19 protein-coding genes are annotated in these 18,480 nt (G+C 53.2%); all 19 read left to right on the top strand.

Annotated elements, in window-relative coordinates:
• The first annotated feature begins 52 nt into the window (after window positions 1-52).
• The 19 genes from cobO to cobA are packed head-to-tail and all read left to right on the top strand — an operon-like array spanning window position 53 to window position 18,467.
• Complete coding sequence (cobO, locus tag POF51_RS20430; protein ID WP_271755995.1) at window positions 53-601, top strand: cob(I)yrinic acid a,c-diamide adenosyltransferase; 549 nt, start codon at window positions 53-55, stop codon at window positions 599-601.
• Window positions 598-1,713 (top strand): threonine-phosphate decarboxylase CobD, encoded by a 1,116-nt coding sequence (gene cobD / locus POF51_RS20425; RefSeq protein ID WP_271755994.1) that lies wholly within the window; start codon window positions 598-600, stop codon window positions 1,711-1,713. Before cobO ends, cobD begins: the two co-directional genes overlap by 4 nt.
• Entirely contained in the window at window positions 1,710-2,249 is a 540-nt protein-coding gene (gene cobU, locus POF51_RS20420; RefSeq protein WP_069846311.1) for a bifunctional adenosylcobinamide kinase/adenosylcobinamide-phosphate guanylyltransferase, read from the top strand. Before cobD ends, cobU begins: the two co-directional genes overlap by 4 nt.
• Window positions 2,246-2,986: an adenosylcobinamide-GDP ribazoletransferase gene (cobS, locus tag POF51_RS20415; protein WP_017247394.1), complete on the top strand. Its 741-nt coding sequence runs from the start codon at window positions 2,246-2,248 to the stop codon at window positions 2,984-2,986. The genes cobU and cobS overlap by 4 nt, the downstream gene beginning before the upstream one ends.
• The gene (locus POF51_RS20410) at window positions 2,983-3,615 is read left to right on the top strand and encodes a histidine phosphatase family protein (RefSeq protein WP_069846309.1); all 633 of its coding nucleotides are present in this window, start codon (window positions 2,983-2,985) and stop codon (window positions 3,613-3,615) included. The genes cobS and POF51_RS20410 overlap by 4 nt, the downstream gene beginning before the upstream one ends.
• Complete coding sequence (gene cbiB / locus POF51_RS20405; protein WP_069846306.1) at window positions 3,612-4,562, top strand: adenosylcobinamide-phosphate synthase CbiB; 951 nt, start codon at window positions 3,612-3,614, stop codon at window positions 4,560-4,562. The genes POF51_RS20410 and cbiB overlap by 4 nt, the downstream gene beginning before the upstream one ends.
• A 27-nt stretch (window positions 4,563-4,589) precedes the next feature.
• On the top strand, window positions 4,590-6,350 hold the full coding sequence (gene cobJ / locus POF51_RS20400; protein ID WP_069846304.1) for a precorrin-3B C(17)-methyltransferase: 1,761 nt from the start codon (window positions 4,590-4,592) through the stop codon (window positions 6,348-6,350).
• A gap of 37 nt (window positions 6,351-6,387) precedes the next feature.
• Window positions 6,388-7,359, top strand: coding sequence for a sirohydrochlorin chelatase (locus tag POF51_RS20395; RefSeq protein WP_069846301.1), 972 nt, complete (start codon window positions 6,388-6,390; stop codon window positions 7,357-7,359).
• A gap of 12 nt (window positions 7,360-7,371) precedes the next feature.
• Window positions 7,372-8,145, top strand: coding sequence for a precorrin-6A reductase (gene cobK / locus POF51_RS20390; protein ID WP_017247389.1), 774 nt, complete (start codon window positions 7,372-7,374; stop codon window positions 8,143-8,145).
• Between the two features lie 2 nt (window positions 8,146-8,147).
• Window positions 8,148-8,798, top strand: coding sequence for a precorrin-8X methylmutase (locus POF51_RS20385; RefSeq protein WP_017247388.1), 651 nt, complete (start codon window positions 8,148-8,150; stop codon window positions 8,796-8,798).
• A 4-nt stretch (window positions 8,799-8,802) separates the two neighbouring features.
• A complete protein-coding gene (locus POF51_RS20380; RefSeq protein ID WP_017247387.1) occupies window positions 8,803-9,939 on the top strand; it encodes a cobalt-precorrin-5B (C(1))-methyltransferase in 1,137 nt (378 codons plus the stop codon).
• Complete coding sequence (locus tag POF51_RS20375; protein WP_069846298.1) at window positions 9,902-11,131, top strand: bifunctional cobalt-precorrin-7 (C(5))-methyltransferase/cobalt-precorrin-6B (C(15))-methyltransferase; 1,230 nt, start codon at window positions 9,902-9,904, stop codon at window positions 11,129-11,131. Before POF51_RS20380 ends, POF51_RS20375 begins: the two co-directional genes overlap by 38 nt.
• Window positions 11,128-11,838 (top strand): precorrin-2 C(20)-methyltransferase, encoded by a 711-nt coding sequence (gene cobI, locus POF51_RS20370; RefSeq protein ID WP_069846295.1) that lies wholly within the window; start codon window positions 11,128-11,130, stop codon window positions 11,836-11,838. Before POF51_RS20375 ends, cobI begins: the two co-directional genes overlap by 4 nt.
• Window positions 11,838-12,617 carry a precorrin-4 C(11)-methyltransferase gene (cobM, locus tag POF51_RS20365; RefSeq protein ID WP_069846293.1) on the top strand — a complete coding sequence of 260 codons (780 nt, stop codon included), beginning with the start codon at window positions 11,838-11,840 and terminating at the stop codon, window positions 12,615-12,617. The genes cobI and cobM overlap by 1 nt, the downstream gene beginning before the upstream one ends.
• Window positions 12,617-13,762 (top strand): cobalt-precorrin 5A hydrolase, encoded by a 1,146-nt coding sequence (locus POF51_RS20360; RefSeq protein WP_069846290.1) that lies wholly within the window; start codon window positions 12,617-12,619, stop codon window positions 13,760-13,762. The genes cobM and POF51_RS20360 overlap by 1 nt, the downstream gene beginning before the upstream one ends.
• The gene (locus tag POF51_RS20355; protein WP_069846288.1) at window positions 13,759-15,135 is read left to right on the top strand and encodes a cobyrinate a,c-diamide synthase; all 1,377 of its coding nucleotides are present in this window, start codon (window positions 13,759-13,761) and stop codon (window positions 15,133-15,135) included. Before POF51_RS20360 ends, POF51_RS20355 begins: the two co-directional genes overlap by 4 nt.
• A complete protein-coding gene (locus POF51_RS20350) occupies window positions 15,128-16,645 on the top strand; it encodes a cobyric acid synthase (protein WP_069846285.1) in 1,518 nt (505 codons plus the stop codon). The genes POF51_RS20355 and POF51_RS20350 overlap by 8 nt, the downstream gene beginning before the upstream one ends.
• Window positions 16,645-17,685 (top strand): nicotinate-nucleotide--dimethylbenzimidazole phosphoribosyltransferase, encoded by a 1,041-nt coding sequence (gene cobT / locus POF51_RS20345; RefSeq protein ID WP_271755993.1) that lies wholly within the window; start codon window positions 16,645-16,647, stop codon window positions 17,683-17,685. The genes POF51_RS20350 and cobT overlap by 1 nt, the downstream gene beginning before the upstream one ends.
• Window positions 17,682-18,467 carry a uroporphyrinogen-III C-methyltransferase gene (cobA, locus tag POF51_RS20340; RefSeq protein WP_271755992.1) on the top strand — a complete coding sequence of 262 codons (786 nt, stop codon included), beginning with the start codon at window positions 17,682-17,684 and terminating at the stop codon, window positions 18,465-18,467. The genes cobT and cobA overlap by 4 nt, the downstream gene beginning before the upstream one ends.
• The last annotated feature ends 13 nt before the right edge of the window (window positions 18,468-18,480 follow it).

Here is an 18,480-nt window from a genome sequence, read left to right as displayed (position 1 = left end):
GTATTTGGAGGAAACAGCGGAGTAAAATACGTCACTTTTTGAGGTGGTCACGATGGAGAAAAACGATAAGAAGCGAGGATTGACCCTCGTTTACACAGGAGACGGCAAAGGAAAAACGACAGCAGCAGTCGGGTTGGCTGTGCGGGCGACAGGGCGCGGGAAAAAGGTGCTGATGGTTCAATTCATCAAGTCGCCGGAGCGTACATACGGAGAAAAGATTATTTTCGATAAATTGGGCATTGAAATTGTGCAAATGGGTGTCGGCTTCACATGGACGAAGACACCGGAGGAGCATCGTCAGGCATTGAAAGAAGCTTGGGCGTTTGCGAGCGAAAAGCTTTCTTCCGGAGCGTACGATGTCGTCATTTTGGATGAGCTAAATAATGCATTGGCGATTGACCGCTTCCCGATTGATGATGTGTTGCCATTGTCCGATGTGTTGGAAGCGATTCAAAATAGGCCAAGTCATATTCACCTCGTGATTACGGGACGGGCCGCAAAGAAGGAGATTTTGGACATCGCAGATTTGGTGACAGAGATGAAGCCAATCAAGCATTACTATGATGAAGGGATTCCAGCTGTGCTGGGGGTAGAGTTTTGACAAGCGCAGGTGTAATAGAGACGTACGGTCATGGCGGAGACTTGCTGACCGCAGCGCAGCGCTTTGGTCGAGAGCCCGGGCAGTTTCTGGATTACAGTGCCAATATTAATCCGCTGGGGATGCCAGCAAGCGTTCGTGAGATGCTGCTGGATTCGCTGGCTGCTGTAGCGCATTACCCAGACCCTGGACATCGTGTGTTTCGGCGTGCGCTGGCGAAGCGGCTGCAAGTGCCGGAGGAATGGTTGCTGCCTGCCAATGGTGCAGCGGAGGCGATGGCACTGGCCATTCTCGGTCTTTCGCCGGAAACGGTTGGTGTGGTATATCCTTGCTTTTCGGAATACGCGCAACTTTCCGAGCAGTATGGTGCCCGTGTCATTGGCTGCTTCGGGAAGGAAGCGAACGGGTACAAGCCCGATCCTATAGAGCTGCACACTCTTTTTACGCAGTCTGATCTCGTATTTGTCGGGTCGCCAAACAATCCGACAGGAATCCTGTATCAACCGGATGAGCTTCGCCAAATGGCGGAATGGACGAGTAAGACCAACACGTGGCTCATCGTGGATGAGGCTTTCCTCGATTTTGTGGAGGAAGATCGGCAATATACATTGGCGACGCAGCTCGAGCGCTTTCCCCGTGTGATCTTGATGCGCTCGATGACGAAAATGTACGCGATCCCGGGATTGCGCCTGGGTTATGCGATTGCGCATCCGGATGTCATTGCGAGGATGCGCCAGAAGCAAGTGAGCTGGAGCGTGAATGCACTGGCCCTTTTAGCTGGAGAACTGTGCTTGCAGGAGCAGGCATATGAGGAACAGACAAGAAGGCTCATAAAAGCAGAACGTGCGTATTTGATCGATTGCATCAGCGGTGAGTTGGGCTGGCAGGTATGGCCGGGGGAGGCAAACTTTTTGCTGCTGCGCTCACCAGAAGGATTGCCAGCGGAACAATTGCAGGCACGGCTCGGCAAAAAAGGCGTTCTGATCCGCAACTGTGCGATGTATCCCGGTTTGACGGCACATGATGTGAGAATCGCAGTGCGTGGACGAGAGGAAAATGAAAGACTTCTGGCAGCGCTCCGCGAGGTCCATGCGGAAGGAAGTGAACAGCGATGAGCTTGGTGCTGGTAACAGGCGGTGTCCGTTCAGGAAAAAGCCGCTACGCGGAAGAGCTTGCGATGATGTTGGGCAGTCGAGTCCTGTACGTGGCGACAGGCAAGGCCTGGGATGATGAAATGAAGCAGAGAATCGAGCTGCATCAGGCACGTCGTCCGCTGGAATGGGGCTGTGTGGAGGTAGGAGAGCGATTAACCGATTACCACGCATTCAGTGAGCAGTATGATGTGGTTTTAATCGATTGTCTGTCCACCTGGGTGAGTAATCGATTGATGAGCGTAGATGAGTCTGAATGGAGAAGTCCTTCACACACGCAAGCCCTGCTGCAGGAGGCAGAGGCATGGCTGTCTCTCGTACACAATTCCTCGCAAAAAGTCATTGCCGTCACAAGCGAGGTCGGATTGGGCGGTGTAGCCTTGAGTCGTTTGGGCAGATGGTTCGCGGATGTGGTGGGCGATGTCAACCAGAGAAGTGCGCGACAAGCGGACGCCGTCTACGCGGTTTTGTCGGGGATACCGTGGAGGATCAAAGGATGAATGCATTTTTACACGCGATCTCGTTTTTTACGCGTATACCGGTTCCGTGGCTTCGTCCTTCAGAGGAGGCGTGGAGAAAAAGCGTCAACTGGTATCCCGCAGTTGGTTTGGTCATCGGTTTATTGCTATGGGGTGTATATCAGGCAGGACTGGTGCTGTTTAGTCCATGGATCGCCGCTATTTTGACGCTGGTCGCATGGGTCTACGTGACCGGTGGTCTTCATATGGATGGGTGGATGGATCTCGCGGACGGTCTTGGCAGCAGCAGACCGAGAGAGCAAATCCTTTCGATTATGAAGGACAGCCGCGTAGGTGCGATGGGCGTTCTTGCTGCGATTATGCTGTTGCTGATCAAGGCGGGTGCAGTCGCAGAGCTCGCACATCCGGGATGGGGCAGCTTTTTGATCGTAGCACCAGTAGCAGCGCGGACACATGTGCTTTTGTCGATTAAGCTCTGGCCGTATCTTTCGGCAGATAAAGGGATCGGAAAAGGCATCAGTGCTGGGCTTTCCGTTTCCTCTATCATCGTGAGCTACATCATCGTGTTTGCCGCAGGTTGGTATCTTGGGGGCCTGCAGGTCATCACAGCCATTTTCCTGTCACTGTTGTTCGCTCTATTGTTTTCACGCTCGGTTTCAAAAAAATTGGGTGGACTAAATGGAGACTGCTACGGGGCTGTTATCGAAAGCAGTGAAGCAGTCGTTCTCTTGGTGTTAGTCGGGAGCTGGTGGTTATGAAGCTAGTTTGGATACGTCACGGGGAGACAGACAGCAATCGTGAGCATCGATATTTGGGGCATAGTGACGTTCCTTTGAATGAACACGGGTATCTGCACGTGAGTGAGTTGGCAAAGGAATTACCTGTGCTCATCGGGCAACCTGCTGTGATCTATTCCAGTGATCTGCTAAGATGCATCCAGACTGCCGAACCGCTCGCAGCTGCTTGGGGGCTATCGGTTAATCCAGAGCCAGCATTGCGAGAGTTGTCTTTTGGTGAGTGGGAGCTGATGACCTACGATGAGCTGATGCAAACGGACCCTGTGCGAGCTACAGGTTGGTACGACGATCCTTTTCGAAATCGACCTCCACAAGGGGAGAGTCTGGAAGAGCTGGGGATGCGCGTGGATGGTTGGCTACGGTCCTTGTTGGAGAGAGCGGGCAAGGAGGAGGCATCCGATACAGTCGTCATCGTCACACATGGCGGCGTGATCCGCTGGTTCCAGGCCGCGTGGCTCGAAAACAATCCTGACCGATATTGGCAGGTCGATGGCATTAAGCATGGGGAGGCTCTGATAGCGGAATGCTTGGATGCGGAAGGACAGAGCTGGATGCGACAACCCCCGAAGAGTAAGAGAGGGACAACATGACAGAAGTATGGATTTTATGCGCGGCCTACTTGATTGATCGAGTTGTAGGAGACCCCCGGAGCCTGCCGCATCCAGTGATCATCATGGGCTGGTGGATTACACGATTGGAGCGGGTCATACGTTCTCTCGTCAAAGAGGAGTCGCATTTGAAGCTGGCAGGAGTCCTGTTCCCGCTCGTGATCGTAGGCGGCAGCTACGCTGTTGTTTGGCTGCTTTTGTGGGGAGTCACGTTCATCCATCCGGTGCTTGCCTGGATCTTGGGTGCTTGGTTGATATCCACGACGATTGCAACAAAAGGCTTGGCTGATGCCGGGATGGAGATTGCCCGTCATCTTGTGGCTGGGGATATGGAAGCGGCGAGACGGTCCTTGTCCATGGTAGTTGGTCGGGATACAGAGCGGTTAGATGAACCGGAAGTATGTCGGGGAGCGGTAGAAACCGTGGCAGAAAACATCGTCGATGCGATCGTCTCTCCGCTGATTTTCGCAGCGATTGGGGGAGCGCCGTTGGCAATGGCGTATCGTGCCGCCAACACTCTCGACTCCATGGTTGGCTATAAAAACGAGAAGTATAGGAATCTCGGCTGGGCATCCGCCCGCTTTGACGATGTACTGAACTACATACCCGCCCGTTTGACAGCTTTATTGCTCGTTGCCGCAAGCTGGCTGCAGCGATTGGATTGGAAGCAGTGCTGGGCAATGATCAGAAGAGATGCACACTTGCATCCGAGTCCTAACAGTGGTTTGCCAGAAGCTGGAGTCGCTGGGGCATTAGGCGTGCAGCTCGGGGGACTGAATTATTACCAAGGTGTTGCATCGAATCGGGCAAAAATGGGAGATGCGAAACGACCATTGCAGGCAAGTGATATTGTCGCGACGATTCGTTTGATGTATCTCGTTTCGCTCTTATGTCTGCTCGTTAGCGTGATGATATCGATTTTATTATAAATAGGAAGCGAAAAGGGGAGGGGCCTTATGAGCGGCAAGTTGTTTGTGATCGGATTTGGTCCAGGAAGTTTTGAGCATATCACCAAGCGGGCGCGGGAAGCTCTGCAGGAGTCTGATATCATTATCGGCTATTCCACTTACGTAGATTTGATCCGCGGACTTTTGACGAATCAGCAAATCGTCAGCACAGGGATGACGGAAGAAGTGACGCGTGCACGGGAAGCTGTGCGTCAGGCGGAAGAGGAAGGCAAAAAAGTAGCGGTCATTTCCAGTGGAGACTCAGGTGTTTACGGGATGGCAGGTCTCGTATACGAGGTGTTGGTGGAAAAAGGCTGGACAGAAGCAACCGGTGTACCAATCGAAATCGTACCGGGCATCTCGGCGATCAATTCCTGTGGGGCAATCCTCGGGGCGCCTATCATGCACGACGCATGCACGATCAGTCTGAGTGATCACTTGACGCCGTGGGAACTGATTGCCAAACGGATTGACGCAGCAGGGATGGCTGACTTTGTAATCGCGTTGTACAACCCGCGCAGCGGACGACGTACCCGCCAAATCGTTGAAGCGCAACGTATTCTTTTGCAGTACCGCTCACCAGATACGCCAGTCGGCATTGTAAAAAGTGCTTATCGCGAACGGGAAACGGTTGTCGTGACGACCCTGGCGCAAATGCTGGAGCATGATATCGGCATGTTGACCACCGTGATTATTGGAAATACATCGACGTTTGTATACGACGGCAAAATGATTACGCCGCGCGGCTACCAGCGCAAATACACGCTGTCTGCCGATGAGCAGCCACTGAAGCCGCATCAGCGTCTGCGTGTAGAAAATGAGCCGTGGTCGCTCGAGGCCTCCGAGGAGAGCAGCCTTGCGTCAGCTCCGGAAGCACCAGTGACACCGAAGGCAGAAAGACCAGTAGCCGTTACCGAGGACAGAGTAACTGCTACAGAACCAGCAAATTATGCTGCAACAAGCACGGCCGTACTGGAAGCGCCGCCTGCAACAGAGGTAGAGGCACCAAAAGCTCCTTTCGCATGGGCTATGGAGGCGTTGACTGCTATCAATGCGGCGAAAGGCATTGAAACCAAGCCCGCTTCCGGCCAAGTCCATCGTCCGGTATCTACCTTTACGCCAGAAATGATTTTCGAATGCGCGATAAGTCCGGGTGTCGCCAACAAAAAAATCACGCCGCTGCAAATGATGGCGATTGCCGAAGTGGCTGGAGAAAAAGGCGAGATCGAATACACCCCACACCACCAGATGATTTTGCGCGTGCCGACGGCCAACCCTGCCAGCATCACTAGCCGCTTGCGAGAGCTTGGACTGATTCTCAGCCCGATCGGAGACGTTTTGCAGGTAAAAGCTTGCGATTTCTGCGACGGTGAGAAAAAAGACAGTATTCCTTATGCCGACGAGTTGCACCAAAAGCTGGGTGGAAAAGAAATGCCGAAGGAACTGAAGATCGGATTCAACGGCTGCGGGATGGCATGCTACGGCGCGGTTCAAGAGGACATCGGGATCGTATTCCGCAAAGGAAAGTTCGATTTATTCCTGGGAGCAAAAACGGTGGGACGCAATGCACACTCCGGTATTCCAGTAGCAGAAGGCATCGAAAAAGAAGAGATTGTTCCACTCGTGGAGCGAATCGTGAACCGATTCAAAAAAGAAGCATTTCCGAATGAGCGTTTCCACAAGTTTTTCCAACGTGTAGGTGAGCTGGAGGGCTACGCATGGTACGAGCCAGCAAAAGCTGAGATCGAGAATGCTGCCTGCGGAGATTAATGCAAGAACACTGAATAAAAAACGAGGGGGATATAAAATGGACGCAGTATTATTTGTAGGTCATGGAAGCAAGGACCCGGAAGGTAATGAAGAGATTCGCCAGTTTGTGGCGACACTAACGCCTGACTTGGATGTTCCGATAATCGAGACGTGCTTTCTGGAGTTTGCCCGTCCTGACATGCTGCAAGGATTGAATACATGCGTGGCACGGGGGGCAACCCGCGTGGCGGTGATTCCAATCATTCTGTTCTCTGCCGGACATGCAAAAATTCATATTCCAGCTGCCATCGACGAGGCAAAGGAGCTGCACCCACACGTTCAGTTCATCTACGGACGCCCGATCGGCATTCACGACGAAGTGATCAATATTTTGACCGCGCGTATGGAAGGGGCAGGCTTTGCCTCCGGGGAAGACCATGATGACCTGGCTGTACTCGTAATCGGACGCGGCAGCAGCGATGCAGATGCTAACAGCGATATTTACAAAATGTCCCGACTGTTCTGGGAGCGCTACAAAGCCAAGTGGGTAGAGACTGCCTTCATGGGCGTGACGTATCCGCTGTACGACGAAGGCGTTGAGCGTTGCCTGAAGTTGGGTGCGAAGCGCATTGTTCTCTTGCCGTACTTCTTGTTCACGGGTGTGTTGATCAAACGGATGAGCGATCAGCTGGAGAAGTTCCGTGAGCAATATCCAGAAGCCCAGTTCGAAATGGCCGAGTATTTTGGCTTCCATCCGTTGTTGAAAGAAGTGCTCAAGGATCGTGTGGTGGAAGCGTTGCAAGGGGAAGTGAAGCTGAACTGTGATACCTGTCAGTACAGGCTGGCAGCGATGGAGCACATCGACCATCACCATCACCACCACGATGACGAGCATGGACATCATCACCACCATGGTCACCATCATCATCATCACGACCATGACCATGACCATGACCACGACCACGACCACGATCACGATCATGACCACGACCACAAGCATGATCACAAGCACGACCACGTTACCAAGTAGGAGGGAGACAGCATGATTCTGGTACTGGCTGGAACGAGCGACGCGCGCGAGTTGGCTTTGCAAATCAAGGACAAGGGCTACGAGCTGTTGACGACGGTCGTCACTGACAATGCTGCGAAAAGCATGGAGGAGGCGGGCGTGCCTGTCCAGGTCGGACGCCTGACCGCCGAAGATATTCAGCAGCTGATTCAAGAGAGAGCCGTGCAATGCGTGGTCGACGCGAGTCATCCCTTCGCAGAGGAAGCCTCCAAAAACGCCATGGCAGGAGCACAGGGCGCGGGAGTCCCCTACATTCGCTACGAGCGTGAAAGCCTCTCCTCACCGGGCAGCGAGAAGCTGATTGTAGTAGAAGACTACGTCCAAGCGGCTGAGTTGGCGGCAGAAAAGCGTGGCATCATCATGCTGACGACAGGAAGCAAGACGCTGAAAACGTTCACGGATCGTCTGTTGGGCCTGCCGGATACTACGGTGGTCGCCCGAATGCTGCCGCGTCTTGACAATATGCAGAAATGCGAAGAGCTCGGTGTCGAGCAAAAAAACATCGTCGCGATGCAAGGTCCTTTTTCCAAGGAGCTGAACAAAGCGCTCTACGATCATTATGGTGTTACGCTGATGATCACCAAGGAGAGTGGCAAGGTAGGCGCTTTTGACGAAAAGGTGGAAGCGGCACTGGAAATGGGCATCGAAACAATCGTCATCGGTCGTCCGAAGATCGATTATGGAACGAAGTTTTCCGATTACGCAAGCGTGCTGGGCGAACTTAAACAAGCGACTGGAGGAAACTAACCATGGATTTCAAAACGGAATTTAAACCAATGACCGTACAACCGCAAGAGATTGAGGAATTGAGCTTTCAAATCATTACAGATGAGCTGGGCGAGCATTCTTTTACGGAAGAACAATATCCGGTAGTACAACGCGTCATCCACGCATCCGCAGACTTTGACCTTGGACGCAGCCTTGTTTTCCACCCGAACGCAGTAAAATCGGGAATCGAAGCAATCCGCAGCGGCAAAATCGTCGTAGCAGACGTACAAATGGTGCAAGTCGGCATCAGCAAAAACCGAATTGAAAAATTCGGCGGAGAAGTAAAGGTGTACATCTCTGACCGCGATGTGATGGAAGAGGCGAAGCGTCTGAATACGACCCGCGCGATCATTTCCATGCGCAAAGCGATCAAGGAAGCAGATGGTGGAATCTTTTGCATCGGAAACGCACCTACAGCACTCCTGGAGCTGATCCGTATGGTAAAGGAAGGCGAAGCAAAGCCAGGACTCGTCATCGGGATGCCAGTTGGCTTCGTATCTGCGGCAGAATCCAAGGAAGAGCTGGCGAAGCTCGATATCCCATTCATCACGAACATGGGACGTAAAGGCGGAAGCCCAGTAACCGTAGCAGCATTGAATGCCATTTCGATTATGGCGGAACGGTTGGGCTAAGCAGATGGCAGCCAAAGCAGCAACGGACGAAAAAGAGGCAAAACCCCTCCGCCACGGATATACGACTGGATCATGTGCAACGGCGACGACCAAGGCTGCTTTGATCGCGCTGATTACTCAGGAAGAGCAAAGCCAAGCGACGATTCGCCTGCCAATCGGCGAGGACGTCACCTTTCAGATGGAGAGCTGTGAATTTTCATTGGAGAGGGCGACAGTAGGCACGATCAAGGATGGAGGAGACGACCCTGACGCGACACACGGTGCCCTTATCCTTTCTACCGTAGAATGGTCGGATGAGCCCGGCATTATTTTGGATGGCGGACTCGGTGTGGGACGGGTGACCAAGCCAGGTTTGCCCGTTCCGATTGGCGAGGCAGCGATCAATCCCGTCCCGCGCAAAATGATCAGGGAAACCGCGCAGGCTGTTCTGGATGAGTACGGGACGAAGCGCGGGATCAAAATCGTCATCTCCGTGCCTGCGGGCGAGGAAATCGCCAAAAAAACATTGAATGGACGACTCGGCATACTCGGCGGCATCTCCATTTTGGGGACGCGTGGAATCGTGGTGCCGTTTTCCACTTCTGCCTACAAGGCAAGCGTAGCGCAAGCGGTCAACGTCGCCAAGGAAGCCGGCTGCGATCATATTGTGCTGTCGACGGGTGGAAAGAGTGAATCCTACGGGGTCGCTACTTATCCAGAGCTGTCGGAAGAAGCATTCGTGGAAATGGGCGATTTCGTCGGCTTTTCCCTCAAGCAGTGCAAAAACAAAAAGATGCGCAAAGTGACCTTGGTCGGGATGATGGGCAAGTTTTCCAAGGTAGCGCAGGGCGTCATGATGGTTCATTCCAAAAGCGCACCCGTCGACTTCGGCTTCCTCGCCCAAATGGCGGCAGATGCGGGAGCTTCGCAGGAGCGTATTGACGAAATTTTGGGAGCCAACACCGCTTCACAGGTAGGCGATATGATGGTGGACACGCCCGCCTTTTTCGAGATCATGTGCGAAAACTGCTGTCGCGCTGCACTAAAGGAAGTGGGCGGCGGCATCGAGGTTGAAACCATCATCATCACAATGAAAGGGTCCCTGTTGGGAAGGGTGACGATCAATGACACAGGCGATGAAAGTAATTGGAATCGGGGATGATGGACAGCAGAGCCTGCTGCCGTTGTACCGGACTTGGATAGAAGAAAGTGAACTGTTGGTTGGAGGAGAGCGACACCTCAGCTTTTTCCCGGAGTATACAGGGGAAAAGCGTGTGCTGAAGGGCGGTCTGACTGCCATGGTGGAGGAGCTGCGCACAGAAACGCGCAAGACGGTCATTCTAGCGTCAGGTGACCCGCTCTTTTACGGCATCGGCAGCTTGCTTGCCAAAAAACTGAACGTGGAGATTTACCCGCACCTCAGCTCCATTCAGCTCGCTTTTGCCAAAATGGGTGAAGCATGGCAGGATGCGACACTTGCCAGTGTACACGGGCGTAGTATCAAAGGTCTGGCACAGCGGATCGACGGAAAGGAAAAGGTCGCACTGTTGACGGATCGGGAGAACTCGCCAGCAGCGATTGCCAAGTACCTCCTTTCGTTTCAGATGACTGAGTACGATGCGTTTGTGGCGGAGAATCTGGGCAGTGCCGAAGAGCGGACGGGCTGGTATTCCCTTGAGGAAATGGCGGAGGGTGTCTTTTCTGATCTGAATGTCGTGATTTTGAAAAAACGCCGTCCAAGCCCGGTATGGCCGTTCGGAATCGCAGACGAGGAGTTCTCTCAGCGCAAGCCGGACAAGGGACTCATTACGAAAAAAGAAGTGCGTATATTAAGCATTGCCCAGCTGCAATTGCATGCCAAAAGCATCGTCTGGGACATCGGCACCTGCACAGGCTCTGTCGCCATTGAAGCGGCACGAATTGCGCGTGAGGGTGAAGTGTACGGCGTAGAGAAGAACGCGGACGATCTGGAAAACTGCCGCCAGAACATGGCGAAGTTTCGCACGGATTTGACAGTGGTCAATGCACGCGCCCCACATGGCCTCGATCAATTCCCAGACCCGGACGCTGTATTCATCGGGGGTAGCGGTGGAGAATTGCGTGAGCTGTTGAATATCTGCTGCACACGACTGCGCCCGAATGGCCGGATTGTGGTGAACGCAGCGACCATTGAGACATTGTACGAAGCGACACAAGCATTCGCGCAGGAAGGATTCGAGACATCGGTGACACTGGCGCAGCTATCGCGCAGCAAGCCGATTTTGTCCCTGACGCGCTTTGAAGCATTGAATCCGATCTACATCATTACGGCTTGGGCCAAGCAGGCAGAAGAACAAGGAGGAGACATCAAGTGACTAAGATCGGAACATTGTACGGACTGGGCGTAGGTCCCGGCGACCCTGAATTGATTACCGTCAAGGCATTTCGTCTATTGCAGCAATCGCCAGTGATTGCGTACCCGAAAAAACGGATGGGCAGCAAAAGCTACGCACATCAAATTGCGGAGCTGTATGTGCAGTCCCCAGACAAGGAAATGCTCGGACTCGTATTCCCGATGACGCGGGACAAAGAAATTTTGGAGCGCGAGTGGAACAACACGGTGGAGATCGTCTGGGAGCGTTTGTCTGAAGGCAAGGACGTCGCTTTTGTAACGGAAGGCGATCCGATGTTTTACAGCACGTTTATCCACATGATGCGCGTCATGCATGAGGAGCATCCGGAAGTGCCAGTCGTGTCGGTGCCAGGTGTGTCTTCGTTTTTGGGAGCAGCTTCCCGCTTCAATCTGCCACTGGCGGATGGCGACGAGCAGATCGGAATCATCCCGGCAACAGAAGACAAGGAAGCCATGCGCAAAGCGCTTGAGAACCACGATACCGTCGTGTTCCTGAAGGTAGCAAAAGTACTGCCAATGATCATTGGCTTGCTGAAAGAAATGGGGCTGGCTGATAAGGCAGCGGTAGCAACCAAGGTTACTTCCTCCGAGGAAATGGTTTGGACCGATATGCGTGAACTGGAGCGGGCAGAGCTTAGCTATCTTACACTGATGGTGGTGAAAAAGTAATGAAACTGTACATAGTAGGAGCGGGTCCCGGCGACCCTGATTTGATTACGGTAAAAGGCTTGAAGCTGCTGCAAAAGGCAGACGTCATTATGTATACCGACTCTCTCGTGAATGAGGAATTGGTAGCTATGGGCAACCCCGAAGCAGAAGTACTGCAAAGCTCGGGTATGGCATTGGAAGAAATGGTAGAGCAGTTGGTAGACCGGATTAGCAGTGGAAAAACAGTCGTACGCCTGCATACGGGCGATCCATCGATTTATGGCGCCATCATGGAACAAATCGCACTGTTAAAGGAAAAAGGCATCGAGGTAGAAATCGTACCGGGTGTGAGCTCCGTATTTGCGGCAGCGGCAGCAGTAGGAGCCGAGCTGACGATTCCTGATCTGACACAGACGATCATCCTCACCCGCGCGGAAGGTCGCACACCAGTGCCTGAAAGAGAAAAACTGCGTGCACTCGCTGAGCATCATTGCACGTTGGCTCTATACCTTAGCGCGACTTTGACGAAAAAAGTAGTCCGCGAGCTGGTCGAAGCTGGCTGGAGCGAGGACACACCTGTCGCAGTCGTACAACGTGCGAGCTGGCCGGATCAATTGATCGTTCGCACGACGTTGAAAAACTTGGACGAAGACATGGGGAAAAACGGCATTCGCAAACACGCAATGATTTTGGCTGGCTGGGCATTGGACCCGAACATCCACGACAAGAGCGAGCAGTACCGTTCCAAGCTGTACGACAAAACCTTTACACACGGGTTCAGAAAAGGTGTGAAGGAATAATGAAGATCATCGAACTGATCGAGGGAGAAATCCCTGTCATCGAACAGCGCGGAGACTATGCGATCGTCGCCATCACCAAGCACGGAGTAGAGATGGCGCGTGATTTGGCACAAAAATTTCCTGGAACAGATCTGTACTACATGAGCAAGTTCGAGCGGGGAGACGAGGAAGCGCGCGGCATCCAGCTTTTTTCAAACAGCGTGCGGATGCTGTTTCCAGCTCTCTGGCCTGCTTATAAAGGTTTAATCATCATTATTTCTCTGGGTGCGGTTATTCGGATGATCGCACCTTTGCTTGAAGATAAAAAGAAAGACCCGGGTGTCGTCGTCGTCGATGACCGTGGGGAGAATGTCATCAGTGTGCTGTCCGGTCATTTGGGCGGTGCCAATGAGCTGGCTCGCGAGGTAGCGGCAGTCATGGGTGCTCGTCCGATTATCACGACAGCATCTGACGTACAAAAGACGATTCCGGTCGATCTATTCGGTAGACGTTTTGGCTGGGAGTGGGATTCCGCTGAAAAGCTGACCCCTGTCAGTGCTTCGGTCGTAAATGAGGAGCGCGTAGCTGTCATCAATGAATCCGGTGAACGTGACTGGTGGATGCATGACACACCGATGCCACCATCCATCAAGGAATACGCGACAATCGCTGAGGCAAAAGCCGATCAGCCGCAAGCTGCTCTAGTCGTTTCTCATCGCTTGCTCACACCGGAGGAACAATCGATTTTGGACAACGGTGTCCTTTATCGTCCGAAGGTCATCGTGCTCGGGATGGGCTGCAACCGTGGAACCTCCGCAGAGGAGATCGAGGCAGTCATCAAGGAAACGCTGGATGAACTGCAATTTTCAATCAAAAGTGTAAAAGCATTGGCGACCATCGAGCTGAAAAAGGATGAAGCGGGTCTGATCGCCGTTTGCGAAAAATACGGCTGGCCATTCGTCTGGTATTCGCCTGAAGAGTTGAATCAGGTAGAAATCAGCGATCCGTCTGATACCGTCTTCAAATTCACTGGAGCGTACGGAGTAAGCGAGCCCGCCGCGAAGCTGTATGCTGGCGCAGACGAACTCGTTTTGACCAAGAAGAAGTCGGGCAACACCACCATTTCGGTCGGATTGATGCCCTATCATGAGGAGGAGCGCGCATGACGGATAGCCGCCGTATTGTGATTGCCGGAACAGGCAGTGGAGCGGGTAAGACAACCGTTACCATCGGACTGATGGCTGCTCTGAAAAGAAAAGGGCATACCGTACAGGGCTTCAAGTGCGGACCTGACTACATCGATCCCACGTATCATACGGCTGTAACGGGGAGAGCTTCGCGCAATCTGGACAGCTTTATGCTGGAGCACGAGATCGTGAAAGAGATTTTTGTCCGTGGCAGCGAGGGTGCAGACATCTCGATTATCGAGGGCGTTATGGGCATGTACGATGGCAAGGAAGCGACCAGCGATAAAGGCAGCACGGCCGAAATCAGCATCCTGACTGGCTCCCCGGTTCTGTTGGTGGTCAATTGTCAGAGCATGGCTCGCAGTGCGGCTGCGATTGTCAAAGGCTTTCAACTGCTCAATCCACAGGCGAGAATCGTCGGTGTTATCGCGAACAAGGTCGGCAGTGAAGGCCATCACAAAATCGTGAAGGCAGCGATCGAGCAGGAGTGCGGGATTCCGGTCGTGGGCTACCTGAAACGGGAGAACGAGCTGGAAATACCGGAACGTCATCTCGGATTGGTGCCATCTGTTGAGCGTGGAGAGCTGACACCGCTGTTTGAAAAGCTGGCTGATCTGATTGCGGAGACAGTCGATTTGGAGCAAATCTGGGAGCTGGCAAAGGCAGAGCCGCTGCAAGCAGAACCTACGTTGTTTGCTCCGCGAAAAGCATCTGCCGATGTCACCATTGCTGTAGCGAAGGACCCTGCTTTTCATTTTTATTATCCGGAAAATTTGGAGCTGCTCGAAGCATATGGCGCGAAGCTCGCGTTCTTTTCTCCACTGGCCGGAGAGGGAGTGCCTGAGGACGCGGATGGCTTGTACATTGGGGGAGGCTTCCCGGAGGAATTTGCGGCAGAGCTATCGCAAAATGAAGCGGTGAAACTATCGATCCGATCTGCGATCACAAAAGGCTTGCCTACCTTGGCTGAGTGCGGCGGCTACATGTTTTTGACAGAGGCAATCGTGACGACCGAGGGCGACAGCTATCCGATGGTGGGGCTCATCCCAGGCAAGGTGACCATGCAGAAAAAGCTTGCAGCGCTTGGCTATCGGGAAGTGCGCGGCAAGGAAGGCAATTTCTTGCTCGGCACCGAAGAACATGCAAAAGGGCATGAATTCCATTACTCGACGTATGCTTCGGATCAACAATTACCAACAGCCTACGAAACAAAAGGACTTCGCGGTACGAAGCCGGAGGGCTATGCCCAGGGGAATCTGGTCGCAGGCTATACTCACTTGCATTTTGGCTCCAATCCCGAACTGGTTGAGCGTTGGCTGAACCGTTGCGCGGAGGTGGCCGCTCGTGCCTAAAACCCTCCCGTTGATGGTGCAAGGTACTAGCTCGGATGCAGGAAAAAGTGCGATTGCTACAGCGCTGTGCCGGATTTTTGCCCAGGATGGCTACAAGACAGCTCCGTTCAAATCGCAAAATATGGCGTTGAATTCCTACGTGACGCTAGATGGGAAAGAAATCGGCCGGGCACAGGGCGTTCAGGCAGAAGCAGCAGGAATTCTGGCGACGACCGACATGAACCCCATTTTGATCAAGCCGACGCGAGATTCCGAATCGCAAATTGTCGTCAACGGCGAGCCATATGGCAACATGAAAGCTTTTGCCTATCGCACGGAATTTTATCACGAGGGCTTGCGGATCATTGAGGAAGCGTATCAACGACTCGCCAGCTCCTATGAGCGGGTCGTCATTGAAGGAGCTGGCAGTCCGGCAGAGGTTAATCTGAATGACCGCGAGCTCGTCAATATGCGGGTCGCTCGTCTCACGAACGCGCCCGTCATTTTGGTGGCTGACATCGAGCGTGGGGGTGTGTTTGCCAGCTTGGTCGGTACCCTCCAGCTGCTCGAACCCGAAGATCGGGACCGCGTGATTGGCGTCATCATCAATCGTTTTCGCGGTGATTTGACACTTTTGCAGCCGGGGCTGGACTGGTTCGAGGAATACACAGGCAAGCCTGTCCTTGGTGTCGTGCCATTTATTCCAGACTTGTGGATCGATGCGGAGGATTCGCTGATTTTGCACCGTTATCAAGGTCAGCGTGAGACACCGCGAGAGATTGACATTGCGGTTTTGCGCTACCCGCGAATTTCCAACTTTACAGACGTGGACCCATTTTTTGTAGAGCCGGATTGCCGGATGCGCTTTGTGACACGTTTGGAAGAGCTGGGTGAACCCGACCTGATTGTCTTACCGGGCAGCAAGAATACACTTGAGGATTTGCAATTTCTGCGAGAGACAGGTCTTGCCGCGGCGGTCAAAGACCTTCATCATAAAGGGAAGACGTATATCGTCGGTTTGTGCGGCGGCTATCAAATGCTGGGAGATTCTATTCACGATCCTGCTGGGGTCGAGTCTCCGTTGCAGCAGCTTGATGGGCTGGGTCTCATCCCGATGATCACGACGATGGAGCAGAAGAAAACGACAGTTTTGTCCCGCGGTGAAGCAGTATTTGCGAAGGAAAAACTGACGGTGGAAGGCTACGAGATTCACATGGGGCAATCTGCTTATTCGAGCAATGAGTTTCCTTTTATCCAGATGGAGGGGCGTACGGAGGGCTATTGTCAGGAGGAGCGTCAGATGATCGGCACGTATTTTCATGGGCTGTTTCACAATGACCACTTCCGCACTCTGTTGCTGAATACCATCCGTGAGAAAAAAGGTCTCCCACCCATCACGGATCGCCCATCCTTTGTCGCTCTACGAGAGCAGGGGTACGATCTGTTGGCGGATACCGTTCGTCGCCATGTGAAGTTGGATACGATCGAAGAGTACATGAAGGCTTTTCAAGAAAAAGAGGTGCAGGTGTAATGTCAGTCATTTATCCGGCGATTGAGCCACGAAATCAGGAAGCAAGTGAGCAAACGAGACAGCATGTGGATCAGTTGACCAAGCCGCTTGGCAGCCTTGGTCGCTTGGAGCAATTGGCTATTGAGCTGGCTGGGATGACAGGTGAGACGATGCCTGTTGTGACACCGCCGGGCGTGCTTGTTTTTGCGGCCGATCACGGTGTGGCACGGGAAGGTGTCTCTGCCTATCCGCAGGAAGTGACAGCGCAAATGGTGCTGAATATGGTTCATGGCGGAGCTGGAGTCAACGTCTTCGCCAGACAAATCGGAGCCATCCAAAAAATCGTAGATGTCGGTGTAGCGGTCGAGGTCGAAGCACCGGGTGTTTACAACAAGCGAATCAGAGCAGGCTCGGGCAATATGCTGAAAGAAGCAGCGATGACAGCAGACGAAGCGCAGCGCTCCATCGCAGTTGGCCTTGAAATGGCAGAAGCGATTATCGGGGAAGGCGCCAAAGTCCTGATCGTCGGTGAAGTGGGGATTGGCAACACGACAGCTAGCAGCGCGATTCTGTCAGCCTTAACTGGAGCTGTTCCTGAGCAAATCGTCGGACGAGGAACAGGACTGGATGACGCAGGCTGGCAGCGTAAAAAGGCAGTTGTTCGTGACGTGCTTGCGCTGCATCGCCCGGATGCAACCAATCCATTGGACGTTTTGGCAAAAGTCGGCGGACTGGAAATCGGAGCAATGGCAGGGGCGATCATGGGAGCAGCTTCTCGCCGTGTCCCTGTGCTGCTGGACGGCTTTATCGCTACGGTAGCGGCTTTGCTGGCTGTTCGCATGGAGCCACTCGTTGCTGATTACTTGATCGCGGGTCACCGTTCTGAGGAGCCGGGGCATGACTTTGTCCTGCAAGCATTAGGCAAGGAGCCATTGCTCAGCCTGAATTTGCGACTGGGCGAAGGAAGCGGAGCAACATTGGCGTTTCCAATCGTGGAAGCAGCGACACGGATGGTTCGTGAGATGGCGACATTTGCATCAGCAGGAGTAAGTGACCGATGAGCGGCGCGGGCAAAGTCTATCTCGTAGGAGCTGGCCCTGGCGATCCAAAGCTAATTACCGTAAAAGGAATGGAATGTCTACAAAAGGCAGAGGTGGTTGTGTATGATCGTCTGGCAAATCCAGCTCTGCTGGAGTATGCGCCACAGACGGCAGAACGCATCTACTGCGGCAAGCTGCCGGATCATCACACGATGAGACAGGAATCCATTAACGAGCTGTTAGCGGAAAAGGCGCTGGAAGGAAAAGTTGTCGTTCGGTTAAAAGGTGGCGATCCTTGCGTGTTTGGTCGTGCGGGAGAAGAAGCGCAGCATTTGGCTGAGCGAGGAATTGCCTTTGAAATCGTCCCGGGAGTAACAGCTGGAATTGCAACCTCGGCGTACGCGGGTATTCCGGTAACACACCGCGATCACGGCTCGTCATTCGCTGTCGTGACGGGACATTTGCGAGAAGACAAGCCGGAGTTGGCTGTAGAAAAATGGCGTGCTCTCGCGAATGGCATCGACACCGTTGCCTTTTACATGGGGGTAGCCAATCTGCCGTTGATCCGCACCCAGTTAATCAAGCACGGACGCGATCCGCATACGCCAGTAGCTGTCATCTCTTGGGGAACACTCCCGCAGCAAGCGGTGGTCACGGGTACCTTGGCTGATATTGAGGAACGTTTGGCCCAAAACAGTCACATCACGAATCCAGCTATCATTTTGGTCGGTGATGTCGTGAAGATGCGTGAGAAAATCAACTGGTTTGAAGCTACGCTTGGAATGGAGCAAGTGCAACAATAGGAAGCCGAGGGGA

The sequence above is a fragment of the Brevibacillus sp. AG genome, from assembly GCF_028369215.1.
Taxonomy (GTDB): Bacteria; Bacillota; Bacilli; order Brevibacillales; family Brevibacillaceae; genus Brevibacillus; species Brevibacillus porteri.
The sequence above is the reverse complement of the archived record's forward strand: the minus strand, read 5'-3'. Positions and strand labels throughout refer to the sequence as shown.

Bases quoted from the DNA above. Each gene is read 5' to 3' on its own strand.
- cobO (WP_271755995.1), top strand. From the start codon at position 53: ATGGAGAAAAACGATAAGAAGCGAGGATTGACCCTCGTTTACACAGGA.
- cobU (WP_069846311.1), top strand. From the start codon at position 1,710: ATGAGCTTGGTGCTGGTAACAGGCGGTGTCCGTTCAGGAAAAAGCCGC.
- cobS (WP_017247394.1), top strand. From the start codon at position 2,246: ATGAATGCATTTTTACACGCGATCTCGTTTTTTACGCGTATACCGGTT.
- POF51_RS20410 (WP_069846309.1), top strand. From the start codon at position 2,983: ATGAAGCTAGTTTGGATACGTCACGGGGAGACAGACAGCAATCGTGAG.
- cbiB (WP_069846306.1), top strand. From the start codon at position 3,612: ATGACAGAAGTATGGATTTTATGCGCGGCCTACTTGATTGATCGAGTT.
- cobJ (WP_069846304.1), top strand. From the start codon at position 4,590: ATGAGCGGCAAGTTGTTTGTGATCGGATTTGGTCCAGGAAGTTTTGAG.
- POF51_RS20395 (WP_069846301.1), top strand. From the start codon at position 6,388: ATGGACGCAGTATTATTTGTAGGTCATGGAAGCAAGGACCCGGAAGGT.
- cobK (WP_017247389.1), top strand. From the start codon at position 7,372: ATGATTCTGGTACTGGCTGGAACGAGCGACGCGCGCGAGTTGGCTTTG.
- POF51_RS20385 (WP_017247388.1), top strand. From the start codon at position 8,148: ATGGATTTCAAAACGGAATTTAAACCAATGACCGTACAACCGCAAGAG.
- POF51_RS20380 (WP_017247387.1), top strand. From the start codon at position 8,803: ATGGCAGCCAAAGCAGCAACGGACGAAAAAGAGGCAAAACCCCTCCGC.
- POF51_RS20375 (WP_069846298.1), top strand. From the start codon at position 9,902: ATGACACAGGCGATGAAAGTAATTGGAATCGGGGATGATGGACAGCAG.
- cobM (WP_069846293.1), top strand. From the start codon at position 11,838: ATGAAACTGTACATAGTAGGAGCGGGTCCCGGCGACCCTGATTTGATT.
- POF51_RS20360 (WP_069846290.1), top strand. From the start codon at position 12,617: ATGAAGATCATCGAACTGATCGAGGGAGAAATCCCTGTCATCGAACAG.
- POF51_RS20355 (WP_069846288.1), top strand. From the start codon at position 13,759: ATGACGGATAGCCGCCGTATTGTGATTGCCGGAACAGGCAGTGGAGCG.
- cobT (WP_271755993.1), top strand. From the start codon at position 16,645: ATGTCAGTCATTTATCCGGCGATTGAGCCACGAAATCAGGAAGCAAGT.
- cobA (WP_271755992.1), top strand. From the start codon at position 17,682: ATGAGCGGCGCGGGCAAAGTCTATCTCGTAGGAGCTGGCCCTGGCGAT.